Annotated in this window: 25 protein-coding genes; 8 read left to right on the forward strand and 17 right to left on the reverse strand. The window is 73.7% G+C overall.

The features are described 5' to 3' along the window. Positions 1-13: 13 nt before the first annotated feature. The 7 genes from htpX to O7612_RS26790 all read right to left on the reverse strand — a co-directional run bounded on the left by htpX (position 14) and on the right by O7612_RS26790 (position 8072). Positions 14-892: a zinc metalloprotease HtpX gene (gene htpX / locus O7612_RS26760; RefSeq protein ID WP_282268412.1), complete on the reverse strand. Its 879-nt coding sequence runs from the start codon at positions 890-892 to the stop codon at positions 14-16. Positions 893-1080: 188 nt separating this feature from the next. After that, entirely contained in the window at positions 1081-2619 is a 1539-nt protein-coding gene (locus O7612_RS26765) for an NADH-quinone oxidoreductase subunit N (protein WP_282268413.1), read from the reverse strand. A gap of 31 nt (positions 2620-2650) precedes the next feature. Beyond that, the gene (locus O7612_RS26770) at positions 2651-4183 is read right to left on the reverse strand and encodes an NADH-quinone oxidoreductase subunit M (protein ID WP_282268414.1); all 1533 of its coding nucleotides are present in this window, start codon (positions 4181-4183) and stop codon (positions 2651-2653) included. 173 nt (positions 4184-4356) lie between these two features. Further along, the gene (locus tag O7612_RS26775; RefSeq protein ID WP_282268415.1) at positions 4357-6270 is read right to left on the reverse strand and encodes an NADH-quinone oxidoreductase subunit L; all 1914 of its coding nucleotides are present in this window, start codon (positions 6268-6270) and stop codon (positions 4357-4359) included. Further along, entirely contained in the window at positions 6267-6704 is a 438-nt protein-coding gene (nuoK, locus tag O7612_RS26780) for an NADH-quinone oxidoreductase subunit NuoK (protein WP_282268416.1), read from the reverse strand. The genes O7612_RS26775 and nuoK overlap by 4 nt, the downstream gene beginning before the upstream one ends. A gap of 178 nt (positions 6705-6882) precedes the next feature. Beyond that, positions 6883-7389: an NADH-quinone oxidoreductase subunit J gene (locus O7612_RS26785; RefSeq protein ID WP_067301321.1), complete on the reverse strand. Its 507-nt coding sequence runs from the start codon at positions 7387-7389 to the stop codon at positions 6883-6885. Continuing rightward, complete coding sequence (locus tag O7612_RS26790; RefSeq protein ID WP_282268419.1) at positions 7386-8072, reverse strand: NADH-quinone oxidoreductase subunit I; 687 nt, start codon at positions 8070-8072, stop codon at positions 7386-7388. Before O7612_RS26790 ends, O7612_RS26785 begins: the two co-directional genes overlap by 4 nt. Positions 8073-8211: 139 nt before the next feature. Here O7612_RS26790 and O7612_RS26795 point away from each other — a divergent pair, with 139 nt between their 5' ends. Then, a complete protein-coding gene (locus O7612_RS26795) occupies positions 8212-8787 on the forward strand; it encodes a Uma2 family endonuclease (protein WP_282268421.1) in 576 nt (191 codons plus the stop codon). Here the strand turns inward: O7612_RS26795 and O7612_RS26800 are convergent. Next, entirely contained in the window at positions 8768-9190 is a 423-nt protein-coding gene (locus O7612_RS26800; protein ID WP_282268423.1) for an ester cyclase, read from the reverse strand. The two genes, O7612_RS26795 and O7612_RS26800, sit on opposite strands and share 20 nt — an antisense overlap. 199 nt (positions 9191-9389) lie before the next feature. Here O7612_RS26800 and O7612_RS26805 point away from each other — a divergent pair, with 199 nt between their 5' ends. Then, the gene (locus O7612_RS26805) at positions 9390-10427 is read left to right on the forward strand and encodes a glutathione S-transferase C-terminal domain-containing protein (RefSeq protein WP_282268425.1); all 1038 of its coding nucleotides are present in this window, start codon (positions 9390-9392) and stop codon (positions 10425-10427) included. Between the two features lie 55 nt (positions 10428-10482). Here O7612_RS26805 and O7612_RS26810 read toward each other — a convergent pair whose 3' ends face one another. Further along, positions 10483-10896 (reverse strand): GntR family transcriptional regulator, encoded by a 414-nt coding sequence (locus O7612_RS26810; RefSeq protein WP_067301307.1) that lies wholly within the window; start codon positions 10894-10896, stop codon positions 10483-10485. A 93-nt stretch (positions 10897-10989) separates the two neighbouring features. On the opposite strand from O7612_RS26810, the gene O7612_RS26815 reads away from it, so the two are divergent. The 3 genes from O7612_RS26815 to O7612_RS26825 all read left to right on the forward strand — a co-directional run bounded on the left by O7612_RS26815 (position 10990) and on the right by O7612_RS26825 (position 12949). After that, positions 10990-11175, forward strand: a complete 186-nt coding sequence (locus O7612_RS26815) for a hypothetical protein (protein WP_084261006.1) — start codon at positions 10990-10992, stop codon at positions 11173-11175. Next, positions 11172-11480 (forward strand): hypothetical protein, encoded by a 309-nt coding sequence (locus O7612_RS26820; protein ID WP_282268428.1) that lies wholly within the window; start codon positions 11172-11174, stop codon positions 11478-11480. Before O7612_RS26815 ends, O7612_RS26820 begins: the two co-directional genes overlap by 4 nt. A gap of 110 nt (positions 11481-11590) precedes the next feature. Beyond that, a complete protein-coding gene (locus O7612_RS26825; RefSeq protein ID WP_282268430.1) occupies positions 11591-12949 on the forward strand; it encodes a S8 family peptidase in 1359 nt (452 codons plus the stop codon). A 103-nt stretch (positions 12950-13052) separates the two neighbouring features. Here the strand turns inward: O7612_RS26825 and nuoH are convergent, their stop codons facing one another. Together nuoH and O7612_RS26835 are read right to left on the reverse strand one after the other, a co-directional pair. Next, positions 13053-14018, reverse strand: coding sequence for an NADH-quinone oxidoreductase subunit NuoH (gene nuoH, locus O7612_RS26830; RefSeq protein WP_282268431.1), 966 nt, complete (start codon positions 14016-14018; stop codon positions 13053-13055). After that, positions 14018-14770 (reverse strand): NADH-quinone oxidoreductase subunit C, encoded by a 753-nt coding sequence (locus O7612_RS26835; RefSeq protein ID WP_282268432.1) that lies wholly within the window; start codon positions 14768-14770, stop codon positions 14018-14020. Before O7612_RS26835 ends, nuoH begins: the two co-directional genes overlap by 1 nt. Before the next feature lie 198 nt (positions 14771-14968). Between O7612_RS26835 and O7612_RS26840 the strand changes: the two genes are divergently transcribed. After that, positions 14969-16015, forward strand: coding sequence for a glucose 1-dehydrogenase (locus tag O7612_RS26840; RefSeq protein ID WP_282268433.1), 1047 nt, complete (start codon positions 14969-14971; stop codon positions 16013-16015). Positions 16016-16031: 16 nt separating this feature from the next. Here the strand turns inward: O7612_RS26840 and O7612_RS26845 are convergent, their stop codons facing one another. The 6 genes from O7612_RS26845 to O7612_RS26870 form a co-directional block, all read right to left on the reverse strand. Further along, on the reverse strand, positions 16032-17348 hold the full coding sequence (locus O7612_RS26845) for a DUF2252 domain-containing protein (protein WP_282268434.1): 1317 nt from the start codon (positions 17346-17348) through the stop codon (positions 16032-16034). 160 nt (positions 17349-17508) lie between these two features. Further along, entirely contained in the window at positions 17509-19395 is a 1887-nt protein-coding gene (locus O7612_RS26850; protein ID WP_282268435.1) for a carboxypeptidase-like regulatory domain-containing protein, read from the reverse strand. Between the two features lie 234 nt (positions 19396-19629). Continuing rightward, positions 19630-20208: an NADH-quinone oxidoreductase subunit B gene (locus tag O7612_RS26855; protein WP_282268436.1), complete on the reverse strand. Its 579-nt coding sequence runs from the start codon at positions 20206-20208 to the stop codon at positions 19630-19632. 228 nt (positions 20209-20436) lie between these two features. Continuing rightward, on the reverse strand, positions 20437-21894 hold the full coding sequence (locus tag O7612_RS26860; RefSeq protein WP_282268437.1) for an aminotransferase class V-fold PLP-dependent enzyme: 1458 nt from the start codon (positions 21892-21894) through the stop codon (positions 20437-20439). Continuing rightward, the gene (locus O7612_RS26865) at positions 21891-23441 is read right to left on the reverse strand and encodes an MFS transporter (RefSeq protein ID WP_282268438.1); all 1551 of its coding nucleotides are present in this window, start codon (positions 23439-23441) and stop codon (positions 21891-21893) included. The genes O7612_RS26860 and O7612_RS26865 overlap by 4 nt, the downstream gene beginning before the upstream one ends. A gap of 31 nt (positions 23442-23472) precedes the next feature. Continuing rightward, the gene (locus tag O7612_RS26870; RefSeq protein WP_282268439.1) at positions 23473-23787 is read right to left on the reverse strand and encodes an MGMT family protein; all 315 of its coding nucleotides are present in this window, start codon (positions 23785-23787) and stop codon (positions 23473-23475) included. A 13-nt stretch (positions 23788-23800) separates the two neighbouring features. Here O7612_RS26870 and proB point away from each other — a divergent pair, with 13 nt between their 5' ends. Together proB and O7612_RS26880 are read left to right on the forward strand one after the other, a co-directional pair. Then, positions 23801-24958, forward strand: a complete 1158-nt coding sequence (gene proB, locus O7612_RS26875; protein ID WP_282268441.1) for a glutamate 5-kinase — start codon at positions 23801-23803, stop codon at positions 24956-24958. Positions 24959-25007: 49 nt separating this feature from the next. Next, a complete protein-coding gene (locus tag O7612_RS26880) occupies positions 25008-26249 on the forward strand; it encodes a glutamate-5-semialdehyde dehydrogenase (protein ID WP_282268444.1) in 1242 nt (413 codons plus the stop codon). The last annotated feature ends 88 nt before the right edge of the window (positions 26250-26337 follow it).

Consider the following 26337-nt stretch of genomic DNA (forward strand, 5'->3'; position numbering starts at 1 on the left):
CGGCGGGCCCCGGTCAGCGTTGGAACTGCACCGGGCCGGCGTTGCGGGCCATCTGCTCCAGCCGGGCCACCCGCTCCTCCATCCGGGGGTGGGTGGAGAACAGCGCGGCGATGCCGCCACCCCGCTTGAACGGGTTGTCGATCATCAGGTGTGCGGTGCTGGTGAGCTGGCCCTGCGCGGGCAGCGGCCGGGCCTGGGTACCCAGGTGGATCTTGCGGAGGGCGCTGGCCAGGGCCAACGGATCCCGGGTGAGCTGCGCGCCCGAGGCGTCCGCCTGGAACTCCCGGCTCCGGCTGATCGCCAACTGGATCACGGTGGCCGCGATCGGGCCGAGGATGATGGTGAGCAGCAGCACCGCCGGGTTCGGGCCGTCCTCGTCGTTGCTGCCGCCGAGCGGGATGAAGAACGCCAGGTTCGCCAGCATGGTGATGATGCCCGCCAGCCCGGCCGCCACGCTGGAGATCAGGATGTCCCGGTTGTAGACGTGGGACAGCTCGTGACCGATCACCCCGCGCAGCTCGCGGTAGTCCAGGATCTCGGTGATCCCGTGGGTGACGCAGACCGCCGCGTTGGCCGGGTTACGACCGGTGGCGAACGCGTTCGGCTGCGCGGTGGGGCTGACGTACAGCCGGGGCATCGGCTGCCCGGCCTCGGTGGCCAGCTCGCGGACCATCCGGTACAGCTCGGGGAACTGTGCCTCGCTGACCGGTTGCGCCTTCATCGAGCGCAACGCCAGCTTGTCGGAGAAGAAGTAGGTCACACCGTTCATCAGCAACGAGACGACGACGGCGATGACGAGGCCGCCGCTCCCGCCGAACCAGTAGCCGACCGCGAGGATCAGCGACGTCAGCAGGCCCAGCAACGCGGCGGTCTTCAGACGGTTGTGATGCACGATCGCTCCTTCGGTGCGCGGGTCGCGCTGGACCCGCTGACCGGTACAACGTCACCGGTACCCGTCAACCATCCTGCTCATGACTGGCAGTTGACTGACAGAAGCTGTGAACCGGCTGGACGGACCGGACACCGGGGACGACCCGGGACACCAGCCCGACACCCCGTGTCGGATGCTTGGCCGCCGCCTCAGCGGGCGGCGAGGTCCAGCACCACCTGGGGGACGAAACCGATCACCACGGCCAGCGCGGTCGCCCCGGCCAGCGCCACGGTGACCGGCCAGGCCACCCTGTCCGGCGCTACCCCGGCAGGCTCCCCGACCGACACGGTCGGCTCCCCTGCCGGCACCGTCGGCTCCCCGGCGGAGGCCAGGTTGGTCGGCAGCGGGACCGGACCGGCGTACAGGGTGGCGGCGAGGCGCAGGTAGTAGGCCAGGCCGATCACCGCGTTCACCGCCACCACCAGCGCCAGCCAGCCGGCTCCGCCGTCCAGCAGCGCCCGGACCACGGTCACCTTGGCGAACAGCCCCGCCAACCCCGGTGGCAGCCCGGCCAGCCCCACCAGGGCCAGCGCCAGCGCCGCCCCGACCCAGGGCCGCCGCCGGGCCGCCCCGCGCAGGTCCGCCACCGTGCCGCCGTCCGCCCCGGGTGGGCGCAACGCCACCAGCGCCGCGAACGCCGCCAGCTCCACCACCACGAAGAAGACCGCGTACGCCACCGTGGCGGCGTACGCCCCGGCCCGGACCTCCCCGGCCCGGCCGGCGGCCAGCGCCAGCACCCCCAGCGGGGCCAGGATGTAGCCGGCCTGGGCCACCGACGACCAGGCGAGCAACCGGACGGTACGCCGCTGGCGCAGCGCCACCAGGTTGCCCACGGTCATGGTGAGCACCGCCAGCAGGGCCAGCACCGGGCCGGTCACCTCGGCCGGCAGCGCCCGCTGCACCACCGCCAGCAGGGCTACCACCCCACCCAGCTTCGACGCGGTGGACAGGTACGCCGCCACCGGCAGCGGAGCGCCGTCGTAGGTGGCCGGCGCCCAGGCGTGGAACGGCACCGCGGCCACCTTGAAGGCCAGCCCGAGCACCACCAGCGCCACCGCCGCCGGGATCAACGGCAGGTCGGGTGCCCCGGCCAGCAGCCCGCCCAGCCGGTCCAGGTGCAGGCCACCGGTCGCCGCGTAGAGCAGGGCCGCGCCGAGCAGGGTGACCGTCGTGGCCACCACGCTCACCACGAAGAAGGTGACCGCCGCCTCGGCGCTGGCCAGGCTGCCCCGACGCAGGCCCACCAGCACGTACAGCGGCAGGGTCAGGGTCTCCAGGGCGACGATCAGGGTGATCAGGTCACCGGCCGCGCCCAGCACCACGCCACCGGTCATCGAGCAGGCCAGCAGGAAGCAGTACTCGCCGACCGGCGTCGGACCGCCGCGCAACAGTGGCCCGGACAGCCCGAGGACACCGAGCGTGAGCAGGGCGAAGACCCCCGCGATCAGGGCCGCCCGGCCGTCGAACACCCACGAGCAGTCGGCCCCCACGCAGAACGTCCGCCGGGTGCCGGCCGAGCCCACCAGCACCGCGCCGACCCCGGTGGCGACGAAGCCCGCGCCGGCCACGGCCACCGTCGCGCCGGCCCGGCCCACCAGCAGATCCGCCAGCAGCACGAGTACGGCGGTGCCGGCCGCCAGGTACGCCGGCAGCAACGCCACATTGTCGACGCTCTGCACCACACTCACCGGTGCCCACCTCCGTTCGTGACTGCGGACGTCACCGGACCACCGCCACCAGGGCGTCCACCGGGCCGGTGGCGTAGCCGAGCACCAGGGTGGGCACCAGGCCGACGGCGAGGGCGAGCAGGACCAGCGGCACCCAGGCGGTCAGCTCCACCCCGGCCAGGCCGGGGCCGAACCGGCCGACGACGGGACTCGGCCGACCGTGGGTCACCCGACGCAACAACCGCAGGAAGTACGCGGCCGTGAGCGCCCCGCCGACCGCCGCCAGCACCGCCAGCGTGGTCCACAGCGGCCCACCCCGCTCGACGGCGGCGACCACGGCGAACGCCTCACCCCAGAAGCCCGCCAACCCGGGCAGGCCGAGCGAGGCGACCGCCGCGAACCCGAGCAGCCCGGCCAGCCGGGGCGCGGTCTCCCGCAGCCCGGACAGCTCGGCCAGCGCCCCGGTGTGCGCCCGGTCCTTGACCGCCCCGGCGAGGAAGAACAGCAGCCCGGTGATCACCCCGTGCGCCACGTTGCCGATCAGCGCCGCCTGGATGCCGGTGGCGGTCAGCGTCGCCACCCCGAGCAGCACGAACCCCATGTGCCCGACGCTGGAGTAGGCGATCAGCCGCTTCAGGTCGTCCTGGGCCAGGCAGACCAGCGAGCCGACCAGGATCGCCGCGACGGCCAGCACCCCGAGGACCGGCGCGGCCCAGCGGGCGCCCTCCGGGGCCACCCCGACCGCCACCCGGATCAGGCCGTACGTGCCCATCTTGAGCAGCACCCCGGCGAGCACGACACTGCCGACGGTGGGTGCCTGGGTGTGCGCGTCGGGCAGCCACGAGTGCAGCGGCCAGAGCGGGGCCTTCACCGCGAACGCCAACCCGAGCAGCGTGAACGCGGCCAACTGGATGCCCCGGGACAGCCCCGCCCCACCGGTCAGCGCCACGATGTCGGCGGTGCCGGCGGCGGCCACCACCACGAACACGCCGACCAGCAGCAGCACCGAGCCGAAGAGCGTGTAGAGGGCGAACTTGCGGGCCGCCGCACGGGCCGTGTCCCGCGCCGACGAGCCGGCCGTGCCGGTACCACCCCAGCCGGCGATGATCGCGTACATCGGCAGCAGGACGATCTCGAAGAAGACGAAGAACAGCACCAGGTCGAGCGCCAGGAAGGTGCCCAGGATGCCGACCTCGACCACCAGCAGCAGCGCCACCAGCGCCCGGCCGCTGCCACCGCCCTCGGGTACCCGACGCACCGTGTAGCCGCAGCAGAGCAGGGTGAGCAGCGCGGTGAGCACCACCAGCGGCCAGGAGATGCCGTCCACCCCGAGGTGGAAACGCAGGTCGAGGCCGGGCACCCAGGGCAGGTCGACCTCGTGCCAGGGCTGCACGGCGGGGGCCGGGCCGTAGCCGAACCAGCCGTGGTCGCCGAGCACCAGCAGCACCGCCCCGACCAGGGTCGACCCGGCGACCGCCGTTCCCAGCAGCCGGGCCGTCCGCTCCCCGGGGACCACGGCGACCAGCGCCGCCCCCACCGCCGGCAGCGCCAACACCGCGACCAAAAGCACCTGCCCCGCACTCACTGGACTGACCTTTCGTTCGCGACTGCGGGGCTCCGCTGCGCTGCACTCCTCGCGCTCACCGGACCGACCTTTCGTTCGCGACTGCGGGGCTCCGCTGCGCTGCACTCCTCGCGCTCACCGGACCGACCTTTCGTTCGCGACTGCGGGGCTCCGCTGCGCTGCACTCCTCGCGCTCACCGGGAAACTCCGATCAGGGCGGCGGCCAGGCCGATCAGCAGGGTGCCGGCCAGCACCGCCGCCGTCGCGCGGGGCAGCGCCGCGCGGTGCAGCGCGGCCAGCCCGGCACCGAGCGTGGACGTGCCCCGGCCGATCCCCTCGACCAGCCCGTCCACCCCCACCTCGTCGACCGTGCGCGTCACCCGGGCGAGCGCCGTCGTGGGGCGTACCACCAGGGTGTGTTGCAGGTCGTCGAGGCGGAAGGCGCGGGCGAACACCGGCCGCAGCGGACCCAGCGCACGCGCCGGGTCGGCGGCCGGATCCCGCCGCCAGCCGGCCCAGGCCAGCCCCGCCCCGGCCAGCAGCAGCGCGAGCGGCAGCAGCACCGCCGGGGCCAGGTGGACCAGTTCGACGTCGGTGGCGGTGCCCCGCAGCCGGTCGGTGAACGGCGGCCAGAACGCCGCCAGCCCGAGCAGCGCGGCCGGGACGGCCAGCAGCAGCACCGGCCAGCGCATCGCCGCCGGTGGGTCGTGCGGGTGCAGCAGCGGCAGCCGGGGCTCGCCGAAGAAGGCGCGCAGCAGCAGCCGGGTGGCGTACGCGGCGGTGAGCAGCACCCCGAGCAGCCCGGCCAGCCAGACCAGCCAGCCGACCCAGGTCGGGGCGGGGCCGGTGCCGTCGAGCGCGGCGGCCTCGGCGGCGGCGAGCACACCGTCCTTGCTCCAGAAGCCGGACAGCGGCGGCACCCCGGCCAACGCGCCCAGGCCGATCAGGGTGCACCAGAAGGTGACAGGCATGCTCCGGCGCAGCCCACCCATCCGGGACAGCAGGGTGGTGCCGACGGCGTGGATCACCGCACCGGCGGCCAGGAACAGCAGCGCCTTGAACGCGGCGTGGGTGAGCAGGTGGAACAGCGCGGCGGCCGGGGCACCCACGGCGAGCGCGCCGGTCATGTAGCCGAGCTGGGAGACCGTCGACCAGGCGAGCACCCGCTTCAGGTCGTCCTGGGCGGTGGCCGCCAACGCGCCGAGCAGCAGGGTGACGGAGGCGAGCACCCCGAGCACCGCCAGCGCCACCGGTGCCCGGGTGAACAGCGGGTAGAGCCGGGTCACCGCGTACACCCCGGCGGCGACCATGGTCGCGGCGTGGATCAGCGCGGAGATCGGGGTCGGGCCGGCCATCGCGTCCGGCAGCCAGGTGTGCAGCGGGAACTGGGCGCTCTTGCCGGCCACCCCGGCGAGCAGCAGCAGGCAGGCGGCGGTCAGGGTGCCGGTGGCATGGTCGTGGGCGAGCACGTCGGCGATCCGGAAGCTGCCGGCCGAGACGCCGAGCAGCGCGATGCCGAGCAGGAACCCGACGTCACCCACCCGGGTGACCAGGAACGCCTTCATCGCGGCGGCCGGCGCCTCGGGCAGCCGCCGGTCGTGGGCGATCAGCAGGTACGAGCAGAGGCCCATCACCTCCCAGCCGACCAGCAGCAGGATCAGGTCCCCGCTGACCACCACCAGCAGCATCGCGGCGGTGAACAGGCTGATCTGCGCGGCGTAGGGCGGGTAACGGTGGTCCACCTCGACGTCGTCGTGCGGGCCGCGCCGCAGGTAGGCCACCGAGTAGACCTGCACCGCCAGCGCCACCGCCGCCACCGCGACCGCGACCAGCGCGGCGACGCCGTCCAGCCGGACCCCGAGGGTGACCCGCAGCCCGCCGAAGTCGATCCAGCTGGTGCTGGTTTCCACCGGCTCACCGATCCGGGCCAGCAGCAGCACCGCGACCAGCAGCGCGCCGGCAGCACCGGCCACCCCGAGGCCGACCGCCGCCCGCCGGGCCGTGTCCTGCCCGCCGGTCGCGTCCTTCGACGCCGGCGGCAGCAGCAACCCCGACAACCCCGCGACCAGGGGTACGACGGGCAGCGCCGCCCCGAGCAGCCCGGTCACCGGCCGACCCCAGTCCGCTCGCCGCCCGGCCCGACCCCGGCCCGGTCGACGGACGACGCGGCCCGGTCCACGCCCGGCCCGCCCCCGAGCCGGTCGACGGACGATCCGGACCTGGCCAGGTCGGCGGCCGGCTCGGTCAGCGGCACGTCGTCGACGGTGACGCTGGCCCGCAGCCGGTAGAGCTGGAGCACGATGGCCAGCCCGACACCGATCTCGGCGGCGGCCAGCACGATCACGAAGAGCGCGAAGACCTGCCCGGAGTGCGGCAGCACCGCCCGCACGGTGGTGTCCGCGGTGACCAGGATCAGGTTGACCGCGTTGAGCATCAGCTCCACCGCCATCAGCACCAGCACCGCGTTGCGTCGCCGCAGCACGCCGTAGACGCCCAGGCCGAACAACAGCGCGGCGGTGACATAGGGGATGACCGGCCTCACCGGAACACCACCTCCGTTCGCGACTGCGGGGCTCGCAGACCCGGCTCACTCCTCGCGCTCACCGGCCCGTCTTTCGTTCGCGACTGCGGGGCTCGCAAACCCGGCTCACTCCTCGCGCTCACCGGCCCGTCTTTCGTTCGCGACTGCGGGGCTCGCAAACCCGGCTCACTCCTCGCGCTCACCGGCCACCAGCTCCGATGTCGGGACGGGACAGGACGACCGCGCCGACCAGGGCGGACAGCAGCAGCACCGACAGCACCTCGAAGGGCAGCACCCAGGAGCGGAACACCTGCTCGCCGATGCCCTCGGCGGTGCCCGCCGCCGGCAGGTCCACCGTCGACCAGCGGAACGCGTCGACCAGCAGCGCGGTCAGGCCCAACCCGACGCCACCGCCGATCAGGGCCGCCGGCCAGCCCGGCCGGTCCAGGTCGTCGGAGGCCCCGATCGGGGCGCGGGTCAGCATCACCGCGAACAGCAACAGCACCACCACCGCGCCCACGTAGATCAGCACCTGCACCCAGGCGACCAGCTCGGCGGTGAGCACCAGGTAGTCGCCGGCCAGCGCGCCCAGGCAGAGCACCAGGTAGAGACCGGCCCGGACCAGGTGCTTCGTGGCGACCACCAGCACCCCCGACCCGACCGCCACCGCGCCCAGGGCGAGCAGCAGCACGTCCGCACCGGTCACCGGGGGGCACCTCCGTCGTCGGCGGGGCCGGACTCGGGAGCGGCCGGGCCTGGGCCGCCGGGAGCGGCCGGGCCGCCGGCAGGCGGGGTGGTGGGGCCGGTGGCGCGGGGGGTGGCGGGGCCGGGCTCGGGGCGTACCACGGTGGGGCGGGCCGCGGAGCTGGTCGGGGCGGCGGCCTTGCGGGCGGCGGTGGTCTCCTCCTTCGCCGGCTCGCCGTGCGGGTCGTGCGCGGGCGGCGGCGGCACGGTGGCCATCCACTGGCCGAGGTGGTCCTTGTCGTGCAGCAGGTCCTTGATGTCGTACTCGGCGTACTCGAACTCCGGCGACCAGTAGAGGGCGTCGAACGGGCAGACCTCGATGCAGATGCCGCAGTACATGCAGAGCGAGAAGTCGATGTCGAACTTGTCGAGGACGTTGCGCTGGCGGGGGCGGGCCGCGCCGGCCACCGCCACCTCCTCCTTGTGCGAGTCGATGTAGATGCACCAGTCGGGGCACTCGCGGGCGCAGAGCATGCAGACCGTGCAGTTCTCGGTCAGCAGCGCGATCACGCCCCGGGAGCGGGGCGGCAGCTCGGGGGCGACGTCCGGGTACTGCTGGGTGGTCGACCGGCGGGTCATCGTCTTCAGCGTGACCGCCAGCCCCTTCACCAGCCCCTCGCCGGGAAGCCCGCCGCGCTCGCTCACCGTGTCGCCCCGATTCGCCCGCCGCGCTCGCTCATGGGGTCATCCTGCCCTGTGGCCACGGCGTGCGCGACCACCACCCGGGGTTTGCCGGCGTTACCCTGACGGGCGGGGAGAACGACGCACCGGGAAGGACCGACCGATGACTGCCGCGTTGCAGAACGACTATCCGCCCGAGGGCGGCTGGACGACCGACGATCTGGACGCGCTGCCCGAGGACGGCCGCCGCCGCGAACTTCTCGATGGAGTGCTGATCGTGTCCCCCTCCCCCACCCGTGTCCACCAGACCATCGCCGGCCGCCTGATGGTCGCGCTCGAAGAGGAGTGTCCCGACGACTACGACGTGACCCAGGCCGTCGAGGTGCGGATCAACCGGACCCGCTCCTTCATCCCCGACGTGCTGGTGACCACGTCCACCGCCGCGGCCCGCGAGCCGTCCCGCTACGAGCCGCACGAGGTGGTGCTGGCCGTCGAGATCGTCTCCCCCAGCACCCGCTCCATCGACCGGGTGCTCAAGCCGACCCTCTACGCGCAGGCCGGCATCCCGTTCTACTGGCGGATCGAGGTGGAGGACGACGGCCTGGTCGTGCACACCTACCGGATCGACGCGGTGAACGAGGTCTACCGGGAGACCGGGCGGTGGACGAAGTTCGTCGACACCGGAGAGCCATTCCCGGTGAACCTGTCGATCGCCCGGATCACGCCCCGGCGTCGGTGAGCGGCGGCAGCATCTCCACACCCAACTGTTGCAGCAGTTGGAACAGCTCGTTGACGCTCCACACGTCGACGATCCGCCCGGCGGCGTCGAACCGCAGGAACGTCGCCCCGGAGTAGCTGACCACCTGCCCGGTCGGCGGCACCGGGCCGAACTGTCCCGCCTGGGTGCCGGCGGCCCGCCAGCGCAGCGCCACCCGGTCCCCGGTCGCCACCACGTCCACCAGCTTGTAACGCAGGTCGGGGAAGGCGGCCCGGCGGTCCCGGTGCCAGGCCAGCGCCGCCGCCGGGCCGGTGCCGCCGAGCCCCGGGCACTCCTCGGCTACCAGTTCGTACGCCGACTCCTCGCGGCCGGCGTTCCACACGTCGGCCACGAACCGCCGGGCCACCGCCGCCACGTCGATCATGTGGGCAGCCTAACCAGCCCGGCCGCCGGACCGACCCTCCCGGGCGGGGAACCCGGACCACCCGAGCGGGCATACCGGTGCCGGGACCGCCACTGTCGGTAGCGCCCGGGGATCGGACCGGGCGCTCCGGGGGCCGATGCCGCGGTGATAAGTCAGGATGGAGCGGTAGGACACGCACAAGGCGGACTCAGGGGGCGACGTGGGCGACGAGGCAGGCACGACGACCGGTGGCAAGTACGTCGAGCCGGGCGGCGAGTTCACCCGGGACCAGCGCTACATCGCCACCCGGATCACCGCCGACGGGCGGGACGGCTACCCGGTCGAGCCGGACCGCTACCGGCTGGTGGTCAGCCGGGCCTGCCCGTGGGCCAACCGCATGATCATCGTACGGCGGCTGCTCGGGCTGGAGGAGGCGCTGCCGATGGCGGTCGCCGGGCCGACCCACGACGCCCGGAGCTGGACCTTCGACCTGGATCCGGGCGGGCGCGACCCGGTGCTCGGCATCGAACGGCTGGCCGAGGCGTTCTTCGCCCGCTACCCCGGCTACGACCGGGGGATCACCGTGCCGGCGATCGTCGACGTGCCGACCGGGCAGGTGGTCACCAACGACTACGCGCAGATGACCCTGGACCTGTCCACCGAGTGGACGGCGTACCACCGCGAGGGCGCCCCGCAGCTCTACCCGGAGCACCTGCGCGCCGAGATCGACGAGGTGAACGCCGTGGTGTTCGCCGACGTCAACAACGGGGTCTACCGGTGCGGCTTCGCCGGCTCACAGGAGGCGTACGACAAGGCGTACCGGCGGCTGTTCGACCGGCTGGACTGGCTCAGCGACCGGCTGGCCGACCAGCGTTACCTGGTCGGCGACACCATCACCGAGGCCGACGTGCGGCTGTTCACCACGCTGGTCCGCTTCGATCCGGTCTACCACGGCCACTTCAAGTGCAACCGGCAGAAGCTGAGCGAGATGCCGGTGCTGTGGGCGTACGCCCGGGACCTGTTCACCACCCCCGGGTTCGGCGACACCATCGACTTCGACCACATCAAGCGGCACTACTACGAGGTGCACCGGGACATCAACCCGACCGGGGTGGTGCCGCTCGGCCCGGACCTGGTCAACTGGCTCAGCCCGCACGGGCGGGAGGCCCTGGGGGGTCGGCCGTTCGGCGACGGCACTCCCCCGCCGCCCCCGCCGCCCGGCGAGCAGGTGCCGCCGGAGCACACCCCGATCGGCTGAGCCACCACCGGAGACCACACGCGCCCCCGCCCGGCCTATGGGTGGGGGCGCGCGTTCATCCGACCACGATGCTCACGCGGTGCGCCCCGTAACTCTCCACCGTGCCGTCCGCCCTGGTCACCAGGATGACAGGCTCACCCTCATGGAGGGTGAGCCTGCGCCGCTCCTCGGGGTCGGGCATCCGTGAGTGCGCCCGATCGCCTTTACTCAGGATCACTTCGACGCGATCCTGTTCTCCCCGGACGAAGGTTCCGCGACTCTGTACGACCACGATCAGGCCCTCGCTTCGCAACTGTTGGAGCGCGCGGCGGACCGTGAGTCGGCTGAGCTGGAACTCCTGGGTGAGGCTCAGCTCGGTGGGCACTCGCTGACCAGGGGCGAACCTGCCTGAACGGATGGCCTGTCGCAGCCGGTCCGCGAGTTGTTTCCAGGTGGCGACATCTGGATCGAAGCCGCTCTCACTGCTCACATCCGCACGCTAGGTGATGTCAGGCTGCCCTACTGTTGTGCTTACGTCAATACAACACTTAGAGTGACTCAAACAGCCCACTGAGGAGACGCCATGCCCACGCACGTGACCTACGACGAGTATCTGACCGCCGTCGCGCTGACACTGCGCCGCAGGCACCGGCCAGCGTGGTCCGTCGACCGGAAACGGATCGTCTGCCGCTGCGGCAGCGAACTACCATGCAGCGGCCGGCACCGGGTGCCGATCAACCGGGGGCACTGGCCGGGTGAGGGCAGATGAGCACGCACGGCCCCATCCCACCGAACAACCTCCGATCCGGCGACCTACTCCACGTGACCCGAGCGGCAAGCGTGCAGTTCATCAACCCGATCACTTTCCGAGTCATCCGCGTGCTCGACTGGCCGACCTACGACGGCTGGGTCTGGCTGGAGGGTTACCAGCTCAACGCCAAAGGAGACGCCGTCGCGCGCCGGTCGATCTTCGTACAGCCGGCGGGGCTGGTCATCACACAGCGGCCACCGCGACAGCCCCCACGTCAGACACTGAGAGGTGCCACACATTCACGTGGGGTGTTCAAGAGTTAACACGGTGGTCAATATGAGCTGGTCGACTATGGGGGTTCGGTGCCGTGATCCACGGGTGGCATCGGGCAGCACGGTCCCTCTGTGGACTCCCCTGTCGAGAGGAACGAGCCTTGCGCAAGCTGGGTAGCACAGCCGCACGTCTGGGCGTACTCGCCGGTGTTCTCGTCGGCGCGCTCGCCACCACCACCAACGCCGCCGTCGCGGCCCCGGGCACCCCCGGCCCCGGGCGGGCCGCCCCCGCACCGCTGCTGGCCGGTGGCCCGAACGCGGCGCCGGACCGGTACATCGTCGTCCTCTCCGACAAGCCGGTCAGCAGCGACCGCACCGCCCGGGTCACCCGGACCTCCCAGTCGGCCGCCGCCGCCGAGCGGGCCGGCGGCACCGTGCTGAACCGCTACTCCCAGGTCCTCGACGGGTACGCCGCCGTCCTGCCGCCGGCCGCCCTCGCCGCCGTCCGCAACGACCCGGCCGTGCAGTACGTGGAGCGGGACACCCGCATCCACGGCGGGCTGACCAGCACCACCCCCAGCGGGGCCGGCCAGGCACCCGTCCGGACCGGGAAGTCGGCCCAGGCCGGCACCGCGCCCCGCCGGGCCGGCACGACGGCCCAGGCCGGGGGCGTGTCCATCCAGGCCGTGCAGAGCAACCCGCCCTCGTGGGGGTTGGACCGCATCGACCAGCGCAACCTCCCGCTGAGCAACAGCTTCGGCTACACCACGACCGGTTCCGGGGTGACCGCCTACGTGGTCGACTCCGGCATCCGGGCCACCCACGTCGACTTCGGCACCCGGGCCGCCGGGGTCTACGACGCGGTCGGCGACGGCAACGGCACCAACGACTGCCACGGCCACGGCACCCACGTCGCCGGCACCGTCGGCGGGACCACCTACGGGGTGGCCAAGTCGGTGACCATCCGGGCGGTCCGCGTCCTGCAGTGTGACAACTCCGGGTGGAGCACCGACCTGATCGAGGGGGTCGACTGGCTGGCCACCAACCACGCGGCCGTCTCGGTGGCGAACTTCAGCCTCCAGGGCTACGGCACCTCCGCGAACACCTCGATCGAGAACCTGATCGACCACGGCGTGTACCCGGTCTTCATCGCCAACAACTTCAACACCGACGCCTGCACCAACGGCCCCCGCTCCAGCCGGGGCATCACCGTCGCGGCCACCGACATCAACGACAACCGGGCCTCGTTCTCCAGCTACGGGACCTGCGTCGACATCTTCGCCCCGGGGGTGAACATCACCTCCGCCGGCATCGCCTCGAACACCGCCGTGGCCAGCGGCTGGTCCGGGACCTCGATGGCGGCCCCGCACGTCACCGGCTGGCTGGCCCGCTACCGGCAGACCAACCCGTCGGCCACCCTCGCCACGGCCAAGAGCGCGCTGATCAGCGCGGCCACCACCGGCAAGGTGGTCAACCCCGGGGTCGGCTCCCCGAACCGCCTGCTCTACGCCGCACCGTGATCGTGCCGGAGGGGTCCGGGACCACTCCCGGACCCCTCCGGGCCGCACCGCACCCGCGCGCCGCCGCGCCGCTCACCCCAGGGAGGAGCCGCACGGCGGCGGTTCACCCCAGGGAGAGCCGCACGGCGGCGGTGAGGACCAGCTGGGCCAGGGCCGCCGGCACCAGGACCAGCCAGCACAGCCGCTGGAGCTGGTCCTCCCGCAGCCGGGGGAACGACACCCGCAGCCAGATGATCACGAAGGAGACGGCGAAGACCTTCAGCAGGGTCCACAGCCAGCCGAGCTGCGCGTCGGCGAACGGCCCCTGCCAGCCGCCGAGGAAGAGCACGGTGGTCAGCGCGGCGATCACCACGATGCCGACGTACTCGGCGAGCAGGAAGAACGCGAACCGCAGCCCGGTGTACTCGGTCATGTAGCCGAAGACCAGCTCCGAGTCGGCGACCGGCATGTCGAACGGGGGCCGGCGGATCTCGGCCAGCCCGGCCACGAAAAACACGATCATCGCGGGGGCCTGCCAGAACAGCCACCACGGCTGCCACGCCTCGACGATCCCGCCGAGGCTCAGCGTCCCGGCCGCCATCGCCACCGAGGCGGCGGCCAGCACCAGCGGCAGCTCGTAGCCGAGCAGCTGGGCCGCCCCGCGCAACCCGCCGAGCAGGCTGTACTTGTTGGCCGAGGCCCACGCCGACATCAGCACCGCCACCACGCCGACGCCGACCACCGCCAGCACGAAGAACAGGCCGATGTCCAACGGCTGCCCGACCAGGTCGCCCGGGCCGAGCGGGATCACCAGCAGCACCAGCAGGTAGGGCACCAGGGCCACCACCGGGGCCAGCCGGAAAACCGCCCGGTCCGCCTCGCGCGGGGTGATGTCCTCCTTCTGGACGAACTTGATCCCGTCGGCGACGAGCTGCGCCCAGCCGTGGAAGCCCCCGGCGTACATCGGACCGAGCCGGCCCTGCATGTGCGCCATCACCTTGTGCTCGGCCTGGCCGACGATCAGCGGCAGGGTGAGGAACGCGACCAGCACCCCGCCGATCCGGATCACCAGCTCCAACCAGGTCGGCATCAGGCCGTACCCCCCTCGTCGCCCTGGTCGCTCCGCGCCGGGCCGTCGCCGGCCGCGCCGGAGCGGGGGGTACGCGGCGGACGGGCCCCCGCGGCGGGCCGGGCCGGCCGCTCCCGGGGCGCGCGGGCCGGACCGCCGCGCGGCCCGTCACCCACGGTCACCGGCCCGGCCGGGGCCGGCACCGTGCCCCACTCGCCTGGTGCGGGCACCCCGGGCGGGCGGACCGCCCGGCGACCCCCACCGGCCTCCGACTCGCCCGGTTCCTTCGCCCCCGGCCACGGTTTCGCCACCCGGGAGGCGAGCACGAACTCCTTACGCAACGGGTGACCCTCGAACTCCGGCGGAAGCAGCAGCGGGGTCAACCCCCGGTGGCCGGCGAAGTCCACACCGAACATCTCGTGGGTCTCCCGCTCGTGCCAGGCCGCCCCGGGGAAGACGTCGACCACCGACGCCACCGTCGGGGTCTCCCTGGGCACCCGGGTCCGCAGCAGCACCCCGTGCCGGTGCCGGGTGGACCAGAGGTGGACCACGATGTCGAAGCCGCCGGCCAGCTCGTCGACCGCGGAGAGCCAGTCGAAGAAGTCACAGGCCAGCTCGGCGTCGTCGCGGACCGCGCGGAGTGTGTCCGCCCAGGCCGGCGGGGGTACGTCGACGGTGCCCCGGGCATGGGCCTGCCCACCGGACACCGACGCGGTCGCCTCGACCGGCGCGAGCAGCGCGACCACCCGCCGACCGACCTCTTCCGGAGTCATGCGGTCGATCCTATGGCCGCCGCCCCGGCCCCGGGTGCGCCCGTCCGGTCGTCCGCGCCCGACGGGTGCCTGGATGAGGTGAGCGGGCCGACGCCCGCCGCAGTACCGGACCCGTGCCGCCCGCCGTGTCGAGGCGGGGAGGGCGGGCATCTGCCGCTTTGCCGGGCGGGACGGGGCGGGGCGGGGAAGGATGGGGTCGTGCGCGCTGTGACGGTGACTCCCGGGGTCCGCGACTCGCTGCGGTTGGTGCAGGACTGGCCGGAACCGGCGGCCGAGGAGGGCGCCATCCTGGTCGAGGCGCTCGCCGTCGGCATCTGCGGCACCGACCAGGAGATCATCTCCGGGCACTACGGCGAGGCTCCGCCCGGCCAGCGGGAGCTGGTGCTCGGCCACGAGTCGCTCGGCCGGGTGCTGGAGGACCCCTCCGGCACCCTGCAACCCGGCGACCTGGTGGCCGGGGTCGTCCGGCACCCCGACCCGGTGCCCTGCCCGAACTGCGCGGTCGACGAGTGGGACATGTGCCGCAACGGCCGGTACACCGAGCACGGGATCAAGGGGCTGCCCGGCTTCGCCCGGGACCGGTGGCGGGTGCAACCCAAGTTCGCCGTCGGGCTCGACCCGGTCCTCGCCCCGGTCGGCATGCTGCTGGAACCGGCCAGCGTGGTGGCGAAGGCGTGGGACCACATCTCCCGGATCGGCACCCGGGCCGAGTGGAAACCGCAGACCGTGCTGGTCACCGGCGCCGGGCCGATCGGGCTGCTGGCGGCGCTGCTGGCCGTCCAGCGGGGGTTGTCGGTGCACGTGCTGGACCGCAACACCACCGGGCCGAAGCCGGACCTGGTCCGGGCGCTCGGCGCGACGTACCACCCGGTGCCGGTGGACGAGCTGGACGTCGAGCCGGACGTGGTGGTCGAGTGCACCGGAGCGCCCACCGTGGTGCTGGACGCCATGTGCAAGGTCGGCCCGACCGGGATCGTCTGCCTCACCGGGGTGTCCAGCGGGGGCCGGACCATCGACTTCGACGCCGGGGCGCTCAACCGGGCGCTGGTGCTGGAGAACAACGTGGTCTTCGGCTCGGTCAACGCCAACCGGCGGCACTGGGAGATGGCCGCCCAGGCCCTCGCCCGGGCCGACCAGTCCTGGCTGAACTCGCTGGTCACCCGCCGGGTGCCGGTGTCGGCGTACGACCAGGCGTACGCCCACACCGACGACGACATCAAGGTGGTGCTGGAGTTCGACCGGTGAACGTCGACCGGCCGGCTCAGATGCCGGGCAGCCGGCCGTTGCGGAACAGGTCGACGAAGAGCTGGTGATCGGTGCGGGCCTGCACGCCGTACCGGTGGGCGAACTCGACCAGGTGCCCGACGAAGCCGTCGGTGTCGTCGCCGACCGCCGCGACGATCGCCTCCTCGGTGGAGTAGTCCACCAGGTCGTGGCTGGACTCGTCGTCGGCCACCGAGTGCATCCGGGCCACCGCCCGCCCCAGGTCGGCGAGCACCCCGGCCAGTTCCTCCGGCTCGTTGACGTCCGACCAGTCCAGGTCGGCGGCGTACGGGGAGACCTCGGCGACGAGCTGACCGGCCCCGTCCAGCTCGGTGAAGCCCAGCCACGGGTCGGCGTGCGCCTGCAACGCCCGCTGCGACTCGGCCGTCCGGTGCCCCTGGTGCCGGAAGTAGCCCCGCACCCGCTCGTCGTCGATGTGCCGGGCCACCGCCGGCACCTGCGCCTGCTTCATGTAGATGACCACGTCGTTCTCCAGGGCCTCGGTGTGCCCCTCCAGCAGCAGGTTGTACGACGGCAGCCCGGCCGAGCCGATGCCCACCCCCTTGCGCAGCACCACGTCCTTGATCTGGGTGGCGACCGGACGCAGCCGGGCCGTCGCCTCGGGCAGCGTGTCCAGGTACCCGGTGAACGCGGCGCAGACCCGCTCCCGGGTCTCCCCGTCGATCTCGTACACCCCGTCGCCGAGGGCGAACCGCCGCTCGTAGTTGTCGACGGTGGTCTGCGCGGCCAGCAGGTCGACCCGGGTGTTCAGCCGGGCCTGCTGGAGCACCCGGCGCAGCACCCCGTCGGCGTTGTCCAGGGTGATCGAGCCGATCGCGTCGTCCCCACCGGCGGCGATGGCCCGCAGCTCGGTCAGGTAGGACCGGGCGAACCCGGTGACCAGCTCGCCGATCGCCCGGTCCGACAGTGCCTTGGCGTAGCCGAGCAGCGCCACGCTGGCGGCCAGCCGCTTGAGGTCCCAGGAGAACGGCCCGACGTACGCCTCGTCGAAGTCGTTGACGTTGAACACCAGGTGCCCGGAGCCGTTCATGTAGGTGCCGAAGTTCTCCGCGTGCAGGTCGCCGTGGATCCACACCCGGCTGGTCCGCTCGTCGAGGAACGCGTCGTCGGCGAACCCGCCGCGCTGGTCGGCGTAGAACAGGGCGGCGCTGCCCCGGTAGAAGGCGAACGGCGAGGCGGCCATCTTGCGGAACTTGCGGCGGAACGCCGCCGGGTCGAGCGCCATCGACGCGCCGAACTCCCCGGTCAGCACGTCGACGATGAAGGTGGACCGCCGGTCCACAGAGTCGGTCATGAAGCGCACGCTAATCCCCGCCCGCCAGCGGGGCGCTCGGCCGGCCGGGTGGCCCGGTACGGCGTTCAGCCGGCCGGGTGGCCCGGTACGGCGGGACGGACCCACCCGGCCACCCGGCCGGCCGACGGTCAACGCAGGCTGTCGCCCGGCCGGCCGACGGTCAACGCAGGCTGTCGGCCGGCCGCGTCTGGGACGCCACCAGTGGCGCGCGGGCGCAGGTACGGGTCATGTCGGCCGTGACGGTGGTGGTCGCCCCGGCCCGTACCGCGACCGGAATCGGGTTACGGCCCGGGGCGCCGTACCAGCAGCTCCGTTCGGTGTCCGCGTACTCGACGTAGACGTCCTGGGTGCGGTGGCCGGGGAGGCTGAAGGTGCCGTCCCGGGCGACATAGGCGTACGACGGGCTGGCGATGTCCCCCGTCCGCGCGTGGTACGTCCAGACGTAGCCCGCGTCCACCGGGCCGGCGCCCTCGGTCACCCGCCCGGCCAGCACGCCACCGGCGGCCAGCGTGGCGTCCATCGTCGCGGTGCCTCCCGCCGTGACCGGGGTGAGCGTGGCGGAGAACCGGTCCGCGACGTCACCGGACCACTGCCAGGCGTACCCGGTGTTGGCCAGCGGGGTGAACTCCACCGGCCAGCGGTACGGCCCCAGGTCGGTGATCGTGTACCGGCCCTGCGCGTTGGTGCAGTTCGCGCCGAAGACCGACCCCTGACCGGGGTGGAAGGCGAACGGGTAGGTGCAGATCCCGGGGACCGCCGCGCCGGCCGGGTTGCGGACCGTGCCGGTGATCGTGCCCGGCGGGTCCATCCGGATCGTCGGAATGGTGATCGTCTGCCCCGGCTTCAGGGTGACGGTCAGCGCCTCCCGCTGGTCCCCGCTCCCCCCGTCGGCGGTGACCCACTGGCTCCCGTACCGCTTGGTGGGCGGCACCCACGGGTGGACCGCCTGGTAGGCGTAGAGCTGGAAGGTCTCCGCGGTGGAGAACGGGCCGATCGCCAGCCGGCCGTCGTCCCCGGCGCAGGTGCTGCCCATCCGGGCGGACTGGCCGCCGCCCCTCGGCCGGACCGTCCGGACGCAGATGTCCTCGGCCGGCTCGCCGGTCGCCGCGTCCAGCACGGACGTGGTGACCGCCGCACCGGGACGCAGCTGGAACGCGACCCGGGTGAGCTGCCCCCGGGTGATCTCGTAGTAGTCCGGCGTCTCGTCGAGGCTGAAGTACGACGCCCCGCCGGTGACGGAGAGCTTCCAGGTGCCGGGCCGGACCCGGGGCACCCGGACCACCCCGTCGACGCCACAGGCGTCCGCGTCGTTGCCACCGGTCGACAGCACGCTCAGGCAGGGCCGGGGCACCGGCAGGCCGGTCACCGCGTCGGTGACCCGCGCCTCGACCGAGCCCATCGGCAGGAAGCTCTCGTCCACCACCAGCGCGTCCCCGTCGGCCAGGGTGAACACCGTCCCCTCCTCCTGGCTCTCCTTCCCCGGCACCCACTGGAAGCCGCGCACGTTGTCCGACACCGAGATCCGGTAGCGGCCGGGCGGCAGGTCGCGCAGGGCGTACCGGCCCGCGCCCAGGTCCCAGGTGTAGGCGATGGCCTCGTAGAAGAAGTCCACCCCGTGGACCGTGACGGTGGCGTCGGTGGCCACGCCGTTCTCGTCGGTGATCATGCCGCTGATGCCGGCCGAGCCGCGACCGAGGGTGAAGTTCTGCTCGATCAGCCCGTCCGGGGGGAAGTAGACCGAGTCCGCGTTCAGATGGTCCGGGGCGTGGTACCACCACTCGGTGCGCAGGCCGGCGGCGTGCATCCGTACCTTGTAGGTCGCGGTGCCGTCCGGGCGGGGGAGGGTGTACCGGCCGTCGGCGTCCGTGCAGTGCTCGGCGACGACGTCGGTGGGTGAGGTGTGTACGGCGAAGCAGGCGTTCGGGACGGGCACGCCGTCGGGATCGCTGACCACCCCGGTGTACCCGGCGGTGGCGGCGGCGGCCGGAGCCGCGAGGAGTGTGGCGGTGGCGAGCGCCGCAAGGAGAGCGGCCCCCGTGGCTCGCATCGATATCATGCCCCGCAAGATAGCGACGACCGCCGACATTGAAGATCATCCTGTCGGTTCGTCCGCGCCACCGGTCGGCCGCGATCCGTGGCCATCGCCGGACCGCCGCCCGGACCCCGGTGGCGGCCGGGGACCGGTGAACCACGGGCGGGTCGGTGACCGGGCGGACTGTCGAAGGACCGGTCACCGGACACGTGGCCGGCCGGCCGGGGGGACCGGTGACCTGGCGCGCGGTCAGCCGGCCGGGGGACGGACCGGAGGTGCGGTGAGCGACTCGACCGGGCGCGACGGGCCGCCGTCGGCGGGCGCGACGTCGGCGGGCGGGGCCAGCGGGTCGGTGCGGTCGACGCCGCCGATGCCGGACTGCTCGGCGGCGATCCGCTCCTGGAGACGGAGGATGCCGTGCAGCAGCGCCTCCGGCCGGGGCGGGCAGCCGGGCACGTAGACGTCGACCGGGATGAGCTGGTCGACCCCCTTGGTCACCGAGTACGAGTCCCAGTACGGGCCGCCGCAGTTGGCACAGGCACCGAAGGAGATCACGTACTTCGGCTCGGGCATCTGGTCGTACAGCCGCTTGATCGCCGGGGCCATCTTGTCGGTCACCGTGCCGGAGACCACCATCAGGTCGGCCTGCCGGGGGCCGTGGGCGAACGGGATCACGCCGAGCCGGATGAAGTCGTGCCGGCCCATGCTGGTGGCGATGAACTCGATCGCACAGCAGGCCAGGCCGAAGTTGAACACCCAGAGCGAGTAACGACGGCCCCAGTTGAGGACGAACCGGATCGGCTCGCCGAGCACTCCCGGCACCTGCACGGCCGCCTCCCGTCCCGTCCGACCACACCGACTCTCCCCCGGTGCACAGTCAACCACAGCCGCCCGACGTAGCCCCCTGCGCCGGCCGGGGGCTACTCCGGCGTCCCGGCTGGCCCCCCTCGCCCGCGCCCCGGTGACCAAGGGGTTTACGTCACCTCCACACCGAACGTCGACCCCGACCTCTGGATGACCGAGCTGCACCGGGGCTAGGTGGGCGGGGTGGGTGGGTCACCAGGTGGGGCGTTGCAGCAGACCGACGAACTCCACCAGCAGGCGCTCCCGCAGTGCGGCGGGGGCGGCGTCGAGCAGGGTGTTCACCATCGCCAGCCGGTCCGGCGTCGTCCCGGCGGACCCGCCCAGCCCCAGCCCGGCGGCGAGCCCCGCGATCAGCTCCGGGGTGAGCGCCTCCGGGGTGAGCGACCCGGCCAGGGCGACCAGCTCGGCCGGCAGCTCGACCGGCCCGGCCCGGCGGGCGGCGGCCACCGCGGCGGCCAGGTCCCCGCCGAACTCCGCCACCCGGGGTGCCACCGAGGCGGTAACCGTGAGGTGGACGCTGGCGGGCAGGTCGGCGTACCGGAGCTGGGGCTGGGTGTGCCAGCCCCGGGCGGTCAGCTCGTCGACCAGCACGAAGAGGTCGAGCGCCGGATCGGTGCTGGTGAAGCAGACCACGGTGGCCTCCGGCTCGGCCATCAGCCGCAACCCGTCGACCCCACGGACGGCCGCGGCCAGAGTGTCGACCGCGTCCCGGGTGGCGGCGGCGAGCCGCAGGTATCCGTCGTCGCCGAGGTGCCGCAGGGTGGCGTACGCGGCGGCGATCGGGCCGCCCGAGCGGGTCGAGGCGAGCACCGGGTTGACCATCGTGTAGCCGGGCCAGTCGGCGTACGCGAAGAACTGCGGGGCGCGCAGCGTCGCGTCCCGGTGCAGCAGCACCGACACGCCCTTCGGGGCGTACGCGTACTTGTGCAGGTCGACGGAGATCGAGGTGACCCCGGCGACGGTGAAGTCGAACGGCGGCACCGGCACGCCGAGGCGGCGCAGGTAGGGCAGGGTCCAGCCACCGAAGCAGGCGTCCACGTGGCAGCGCACCCCGGCCGCCGCCGCGACCTCGGCGATCCCGGCCACCGGGTCGACCACCCCGTGCGCGTAGGACGGGGCGGAACAGGCCACCAGCACCGTCTCCGGACGGATCGCGGCGGCCATGTCGGCCACCGACGGGCGCAGGGTCACCGGGTCGACCGCGACCGTGTCGAGGGCGACCCGGAGCAGGTGGGCGGCCTTGGCGAAGGCGGCGTGCCCGCTGGCCGGCACCACGATCCGGGGTGCGGTCAGCTCCGGGCGGGCGTCCCGGGCCGCCTTGACGGCCAGGATCAGCGACTCGGTCCCGCCGCTGGTGACGCTGCCCACCACGTCCGGTGCGGGGCTGCCCGGTCCACCCCCGAGCAGCCCACCGGCCGCCCCGACCAGCCAGTTCTCCATCGCCAGCAGGGACGGAAAGGCAGTCGGATCCAGCCCGTTCACATGCGCGCTCTCCGCGTAGGCCGCCACCGCCAACGCATCAAGCCCGTCGACACCCGGGTCATACACATAGGCGAACAGCCGCCCCCCGTGCACCGGCCGATCCCCCGCCCGCAGCTGCCGAATCCCCTCCAGCACCCGCTCCGCGGGCACTCCGTTCTCGTCGATCATGGACTCGTGGTGGCCTTTCCGTGAACTTTCGCGGCTTTCGTTCCCGCCACAACTCCATGATCGACGGGGTGAGTGGGGGGTGGGGGTGGGTGGTAGGGGTGGGGGCGGAGGAGGAGGGTGGCGGGGGCGATGAGGAGGGCGGGGACGACGGTGAAGCCGAGGAGGACGCCCAGGCGGGCGGTGGGGGTCTGGGGGGCGGCCGTGCCGGTGGCCGAGGAGACGTAGCCGGACAGGGCCAGGACCAGGCCGTAGATGCCAGGGCCGAGGGCCAGACCGAAGGTCTCCCCGGCGGTCCACAGGCCGGTGAACACCCCGGCCTGCCGGCGGCCGGTACGCGCCGTGGAGGCGGCCACGCAGTCGGGGAGCAGGGCGAGCGCGAAGACCTGCTGCCCGGCGTACCCGACCCCGAGGAGCGCGACCACCGCGTAGACGACGGCGGCGGGCAGCACCGGCGCGGCCACCAGCGCCGCCGCACCGGCGGCCAACAGCAGCGAGGCGGCGACCAGCGCGGCCTTCTTACCCCGTCGCGCGCCGAGCCGGGTCCACAGCGGCATCACCAGCAGTGCCGGCCCGACGAAGCAGGCGAACAGCACGGTCGGGCCGGTGGTCGGATCCCGCAGGACCTGGGCGGCGAAGTAGCTGACCCCGGCCAGGATGGTCGCCACCCCGGCGGACTGGACGACGAAGCAGACCAGCAGCGCCCGGAACGGCCGGTCGGCGGCGACCACGGCGAGCTGGGCACGCAGCGTCGGCTCGGTCGCGGTCACCGCGCCGGGTGCCACCGACCGGGTGCCGAGGAACGCGCCGAGCGCGCCGAGCGCGATCAGCGCGGCGACGAACACCCCCATCCAGCGGTGCCCGGCCAGCCCCTCGCCGCCCGCCGTCACCACCATCGGGGCCACCGCGCCGGAGATCAGGATGGCCAGCGCCAGCACCGCGACCCGCCAGCTCATCAGCCGGGTACGCTCCGCCGCGTCGTCGGTCAGCTCGGCCGGCATCGCCACGTACGGGACCTGGAAGAAGGCGAACGCGGTGGCGGTGGCGAGGAAGGCCACGGCCACGTACGCCCCGGCGGCCGGCCCGACGCCGAACGGGGCGGCGAAGATCGCGGCGAAGAGCACCGCCAGGGCGAGCCCGGCACCGAGCAGCCACGGCCGGCGCGGACCCAGCCGGGAGCGGGTCCGGTCGGAGATCCGCCCGGCCACCGGGTTGACCAGCACGTCCCACGCCTTCGGCAGCAGCACCAGCAGGGCGGCCAGCCCGGCGGCCACCCCGAGGGTGTCGGTCAGGTACGGCAGCAGCAGCAACCCGGGCACGGTGCCGAACGCCCCGGTCGCCAGCGAGCCGAGCGCGTAACCGGCGTGCACCCGGCGCGGCAGGGCGGCACCGGACGGCGGCGGACCGGACGGCGGCGGACCGCCGGGAGACGCCGGACCCGCCGGCGGCGGACCGTCGGGGGACGCCATGCCGGCCGGCTCGGGCACGCCGACGGCAGCCGGGGGCGGACCGGCGGGAGGTGAGCCGGGCTCGGCCGGCGGCGCGTCCATGCGGCCGAATGTTACTCACGTTCCCGCCTGGTCACCGCCCCTCACCCGGCCACCATTTGGCGGCATCCAGATCCACCCCGGCACCCCGCAGCGGGCAGCCCTCGGCCCGCAGCAGCGCCCGCGCCCGCACCTCGTGGCCGGGTGGCAACCGGCCCGCCGCGTTGACCACCCGGTACCAGGGCACCGCGGCCCCGTGCCGGGCCATGATCGAGCCGACCAGCCGGGCCGAGGCCCGGCCGGAGCGCTCGGCGAGCGCGTCGGCGATCGCCCCGTAGGACATCACCCGACCCGGCGGAATCCGCTCGACCAGCGCGAGCACCGCCTCCACGTACTCCTCAGGCGTCACGACCGGCCAGGATATGGGAACGCGCCGGGGTCCGTCGGGACCGACCGCGCAGAATGGGCGGGTGCGTGAAGCAGTCACCAGTGCCCGGCGGATCGTCGTCAAGATCGGCTCGTCCTCGCTGACCACCGCGACCGGCGGCCTGGACGAAGCCCGGGTGGCCACCCTGGTGGACGCCCTCGCCGCACTCGTCGCCGCCGGCCGCGAGGTGGTGCTGGTCTCCTCCGGGGCGATCGCCGCCGGGCTCGCCCCGCTCGGGCTCCCCCGCCGCCCGCGTGACCTGGCCACCCAGCAGGCCGCCGCCAGCGTCGGCCAGGGCCTGCTGATCGGCCGGTACGCGGCCGGCTTCGCCCGGCACCGGCTCACCGTCGGCCAGGTCCTGCTCACCGTCGACGACGTGACCCGGCGGACGCACTACCGCAACGCGTACCGGACCCTGCGCAAGCTGCTCGACCTGCGGGCGGTGCCGATCGTCAACGAGAACGACACGGTCGCCACCGAGGAGATCCGGTTCGGCGACAACGACCGGCTGGCCGCCCTGGTCGCCGCCCTCGTCGACGCCGACCTGCTGGTCCTGCTCTCCGACGTCGACGCGCTCTGGACCGGCAACCCGACCCGCCCCGGCAGCACCCGGATCACCGAGGTACGCGGCGAGGCCGACCTGGCCGGCGTCGACATCCGCGGCGCGGGTCGGGCCGGGGTCGGCACCGGCGGCATGGTCACCAAGGTGGAGGCCGCCCGGATCGCCACCGGCTTCGGCATCCCGGTGGTGCTCACCGCCGCCCCGCTGGCCGGGGACGCGCTGGCCGGCGTACCGGTGGGCACGTTCTTCCACCCGGCCCGGCGACGCCCGGCGGCCCGGCTGTTCTGGCTGGCGCACGCCACCGCACCCCGGGGCCGGCTGCACCTCGACCCGGGCGCGGTGCAGGCCGTGGTGGGTCGGCGCAAGTCGCTGCTGCCGGCCGGGATCACCGCCGTGGACGGCACCTTCACCGCCGGGGATCCGGTGGACCTGGTCGACACCGACGGCGCGTCGGTGGCCCGGGGACTGGTCAACTACGACGCGGTGGAACTGCCCGGCCTGCTCGGCCGGTCCACCGGGGAACTCGCCGCGGCGCTCGGCCCGGCGTACGAGCGTGAGGTCGTCCACCGCGACGACCTGGTACTGCTGTGACATCAGGCGCCCGGGGCACGGGCGCTTCCGGACCCCCAAGGAGTACGCAATGAGCGTCGTCGAGCAGGCCCGGCGGGCCCGGGACGCGGCAGAGGCCCTCGCGGTCGCCACCCGTACCGTCAAGGATGGCGCGCTGGGCGCGATGGCCGACGCGCTGGTGGCGCGTACGCCGGAGATCCTCACCGCGAACGAGGCGGACCTGGCGGCCGGGCGGGAGGCCGGGCTGAGCGCGGCCGTGCTGGACCGGCTCGCCCTCGACGCGGGCCGGGTGGCCGGCATCGCCGACGCGCTGCGCGAGATGGCGGCGCTGCCCGATCCGGTGGGCGAGGTGGTCCGGGGCTCGACCCTGCCCAACGGGCTGGAGCTGCGGCAGGTCCGGGTGCCGTTCGGGGTGGTCGGGATCATCTACGAGGCCCGGCCCAACGTGACCGTGGACGCCGCCGGCATCTGCCTGAAGTCCGGCAACGCGGCCCTGCTGCGTGGCTCGTCGTCGGCCGCGCACTCCAACGCGGCGCTGGTGACGGTGCTGCGCGAGGCGGTGGCCGGGGCCGGTCTGCCCGCCGACGCGGTGCAACTGCTCGACGCCGGCTCCCGGGACTCGGTCAAGGAGCTGATGCGGGCCCGGGGCCTGGTCGACGTGCTGATCCCGCGCGGCGGCGCATCGCTGATCCGGACGGTGGTCGAGGAGTCGACGGTGCCGGTGATCGAGACCGGGGTGGGCAACTGCCACGTCTACGTGGACGCCGCCGCCGACCAGGCCAAGGCGGTGGCGATCGTGCTGAACGCCAAGACCCAGCGCCTCTCCACCTGCAACACCGCCGAGTCGCTGCTGGTGCACGCCGACGTCGCCGACACCTTCCTGCCGGTCGTGCTGGCCGCGTTCGCCGAGGCCGGGGTGACCGTGCACGGCTCCCCCGAGGTCGCCGCCCACTCCCCCGCCGTGGTGCCGGCCACCGACGAGGACTTCGCCACCGAGTACCTCTCGGCCGACATCTCCGTCGCCGTGGTCGACTCGCTCGACGCGGCGGTGGCGCACATCCGTCGCTACGGCACCGGCCACACCGAGGCGATCGTCACCGACTCGCAGGCCGCCGCCCGGGAGTTCGTGGCCCGGGTGGACGCGGCGGCGGTGATGGTGAACGCCTCGACCCGGTTCACCGACGGCGGCGAGTTCGGCTTCGGCGCGGAGATCGGCATCTCCACCCAGAAGCTGCACGCCCGGGGGCCGATGGGGCTGCCCGAGCTGACCTCCACCAAGTACGTGGTGACCGGCGACGGCCACCTGCGCTGAGCCGCGCGCCCCCGGGGTCACCAGGTGCCGGGCTCCTCGTCGGTGGCCGGCGGAGCCGCGCGGTGCCGCCGGACGACCGGTGACCCCG

This window comes from Micromonospora sp. WMMD987 (genome assembly GCF_029581435.1).
In the GTDB taxonomy this organism is placed as follows: domain Bacteria; phylum Actinomycetota; class Actinomycetes; order Mycobacteriales; family Micromonosporaceae; genus Micromonospora; species Micromonospora rifamycinica.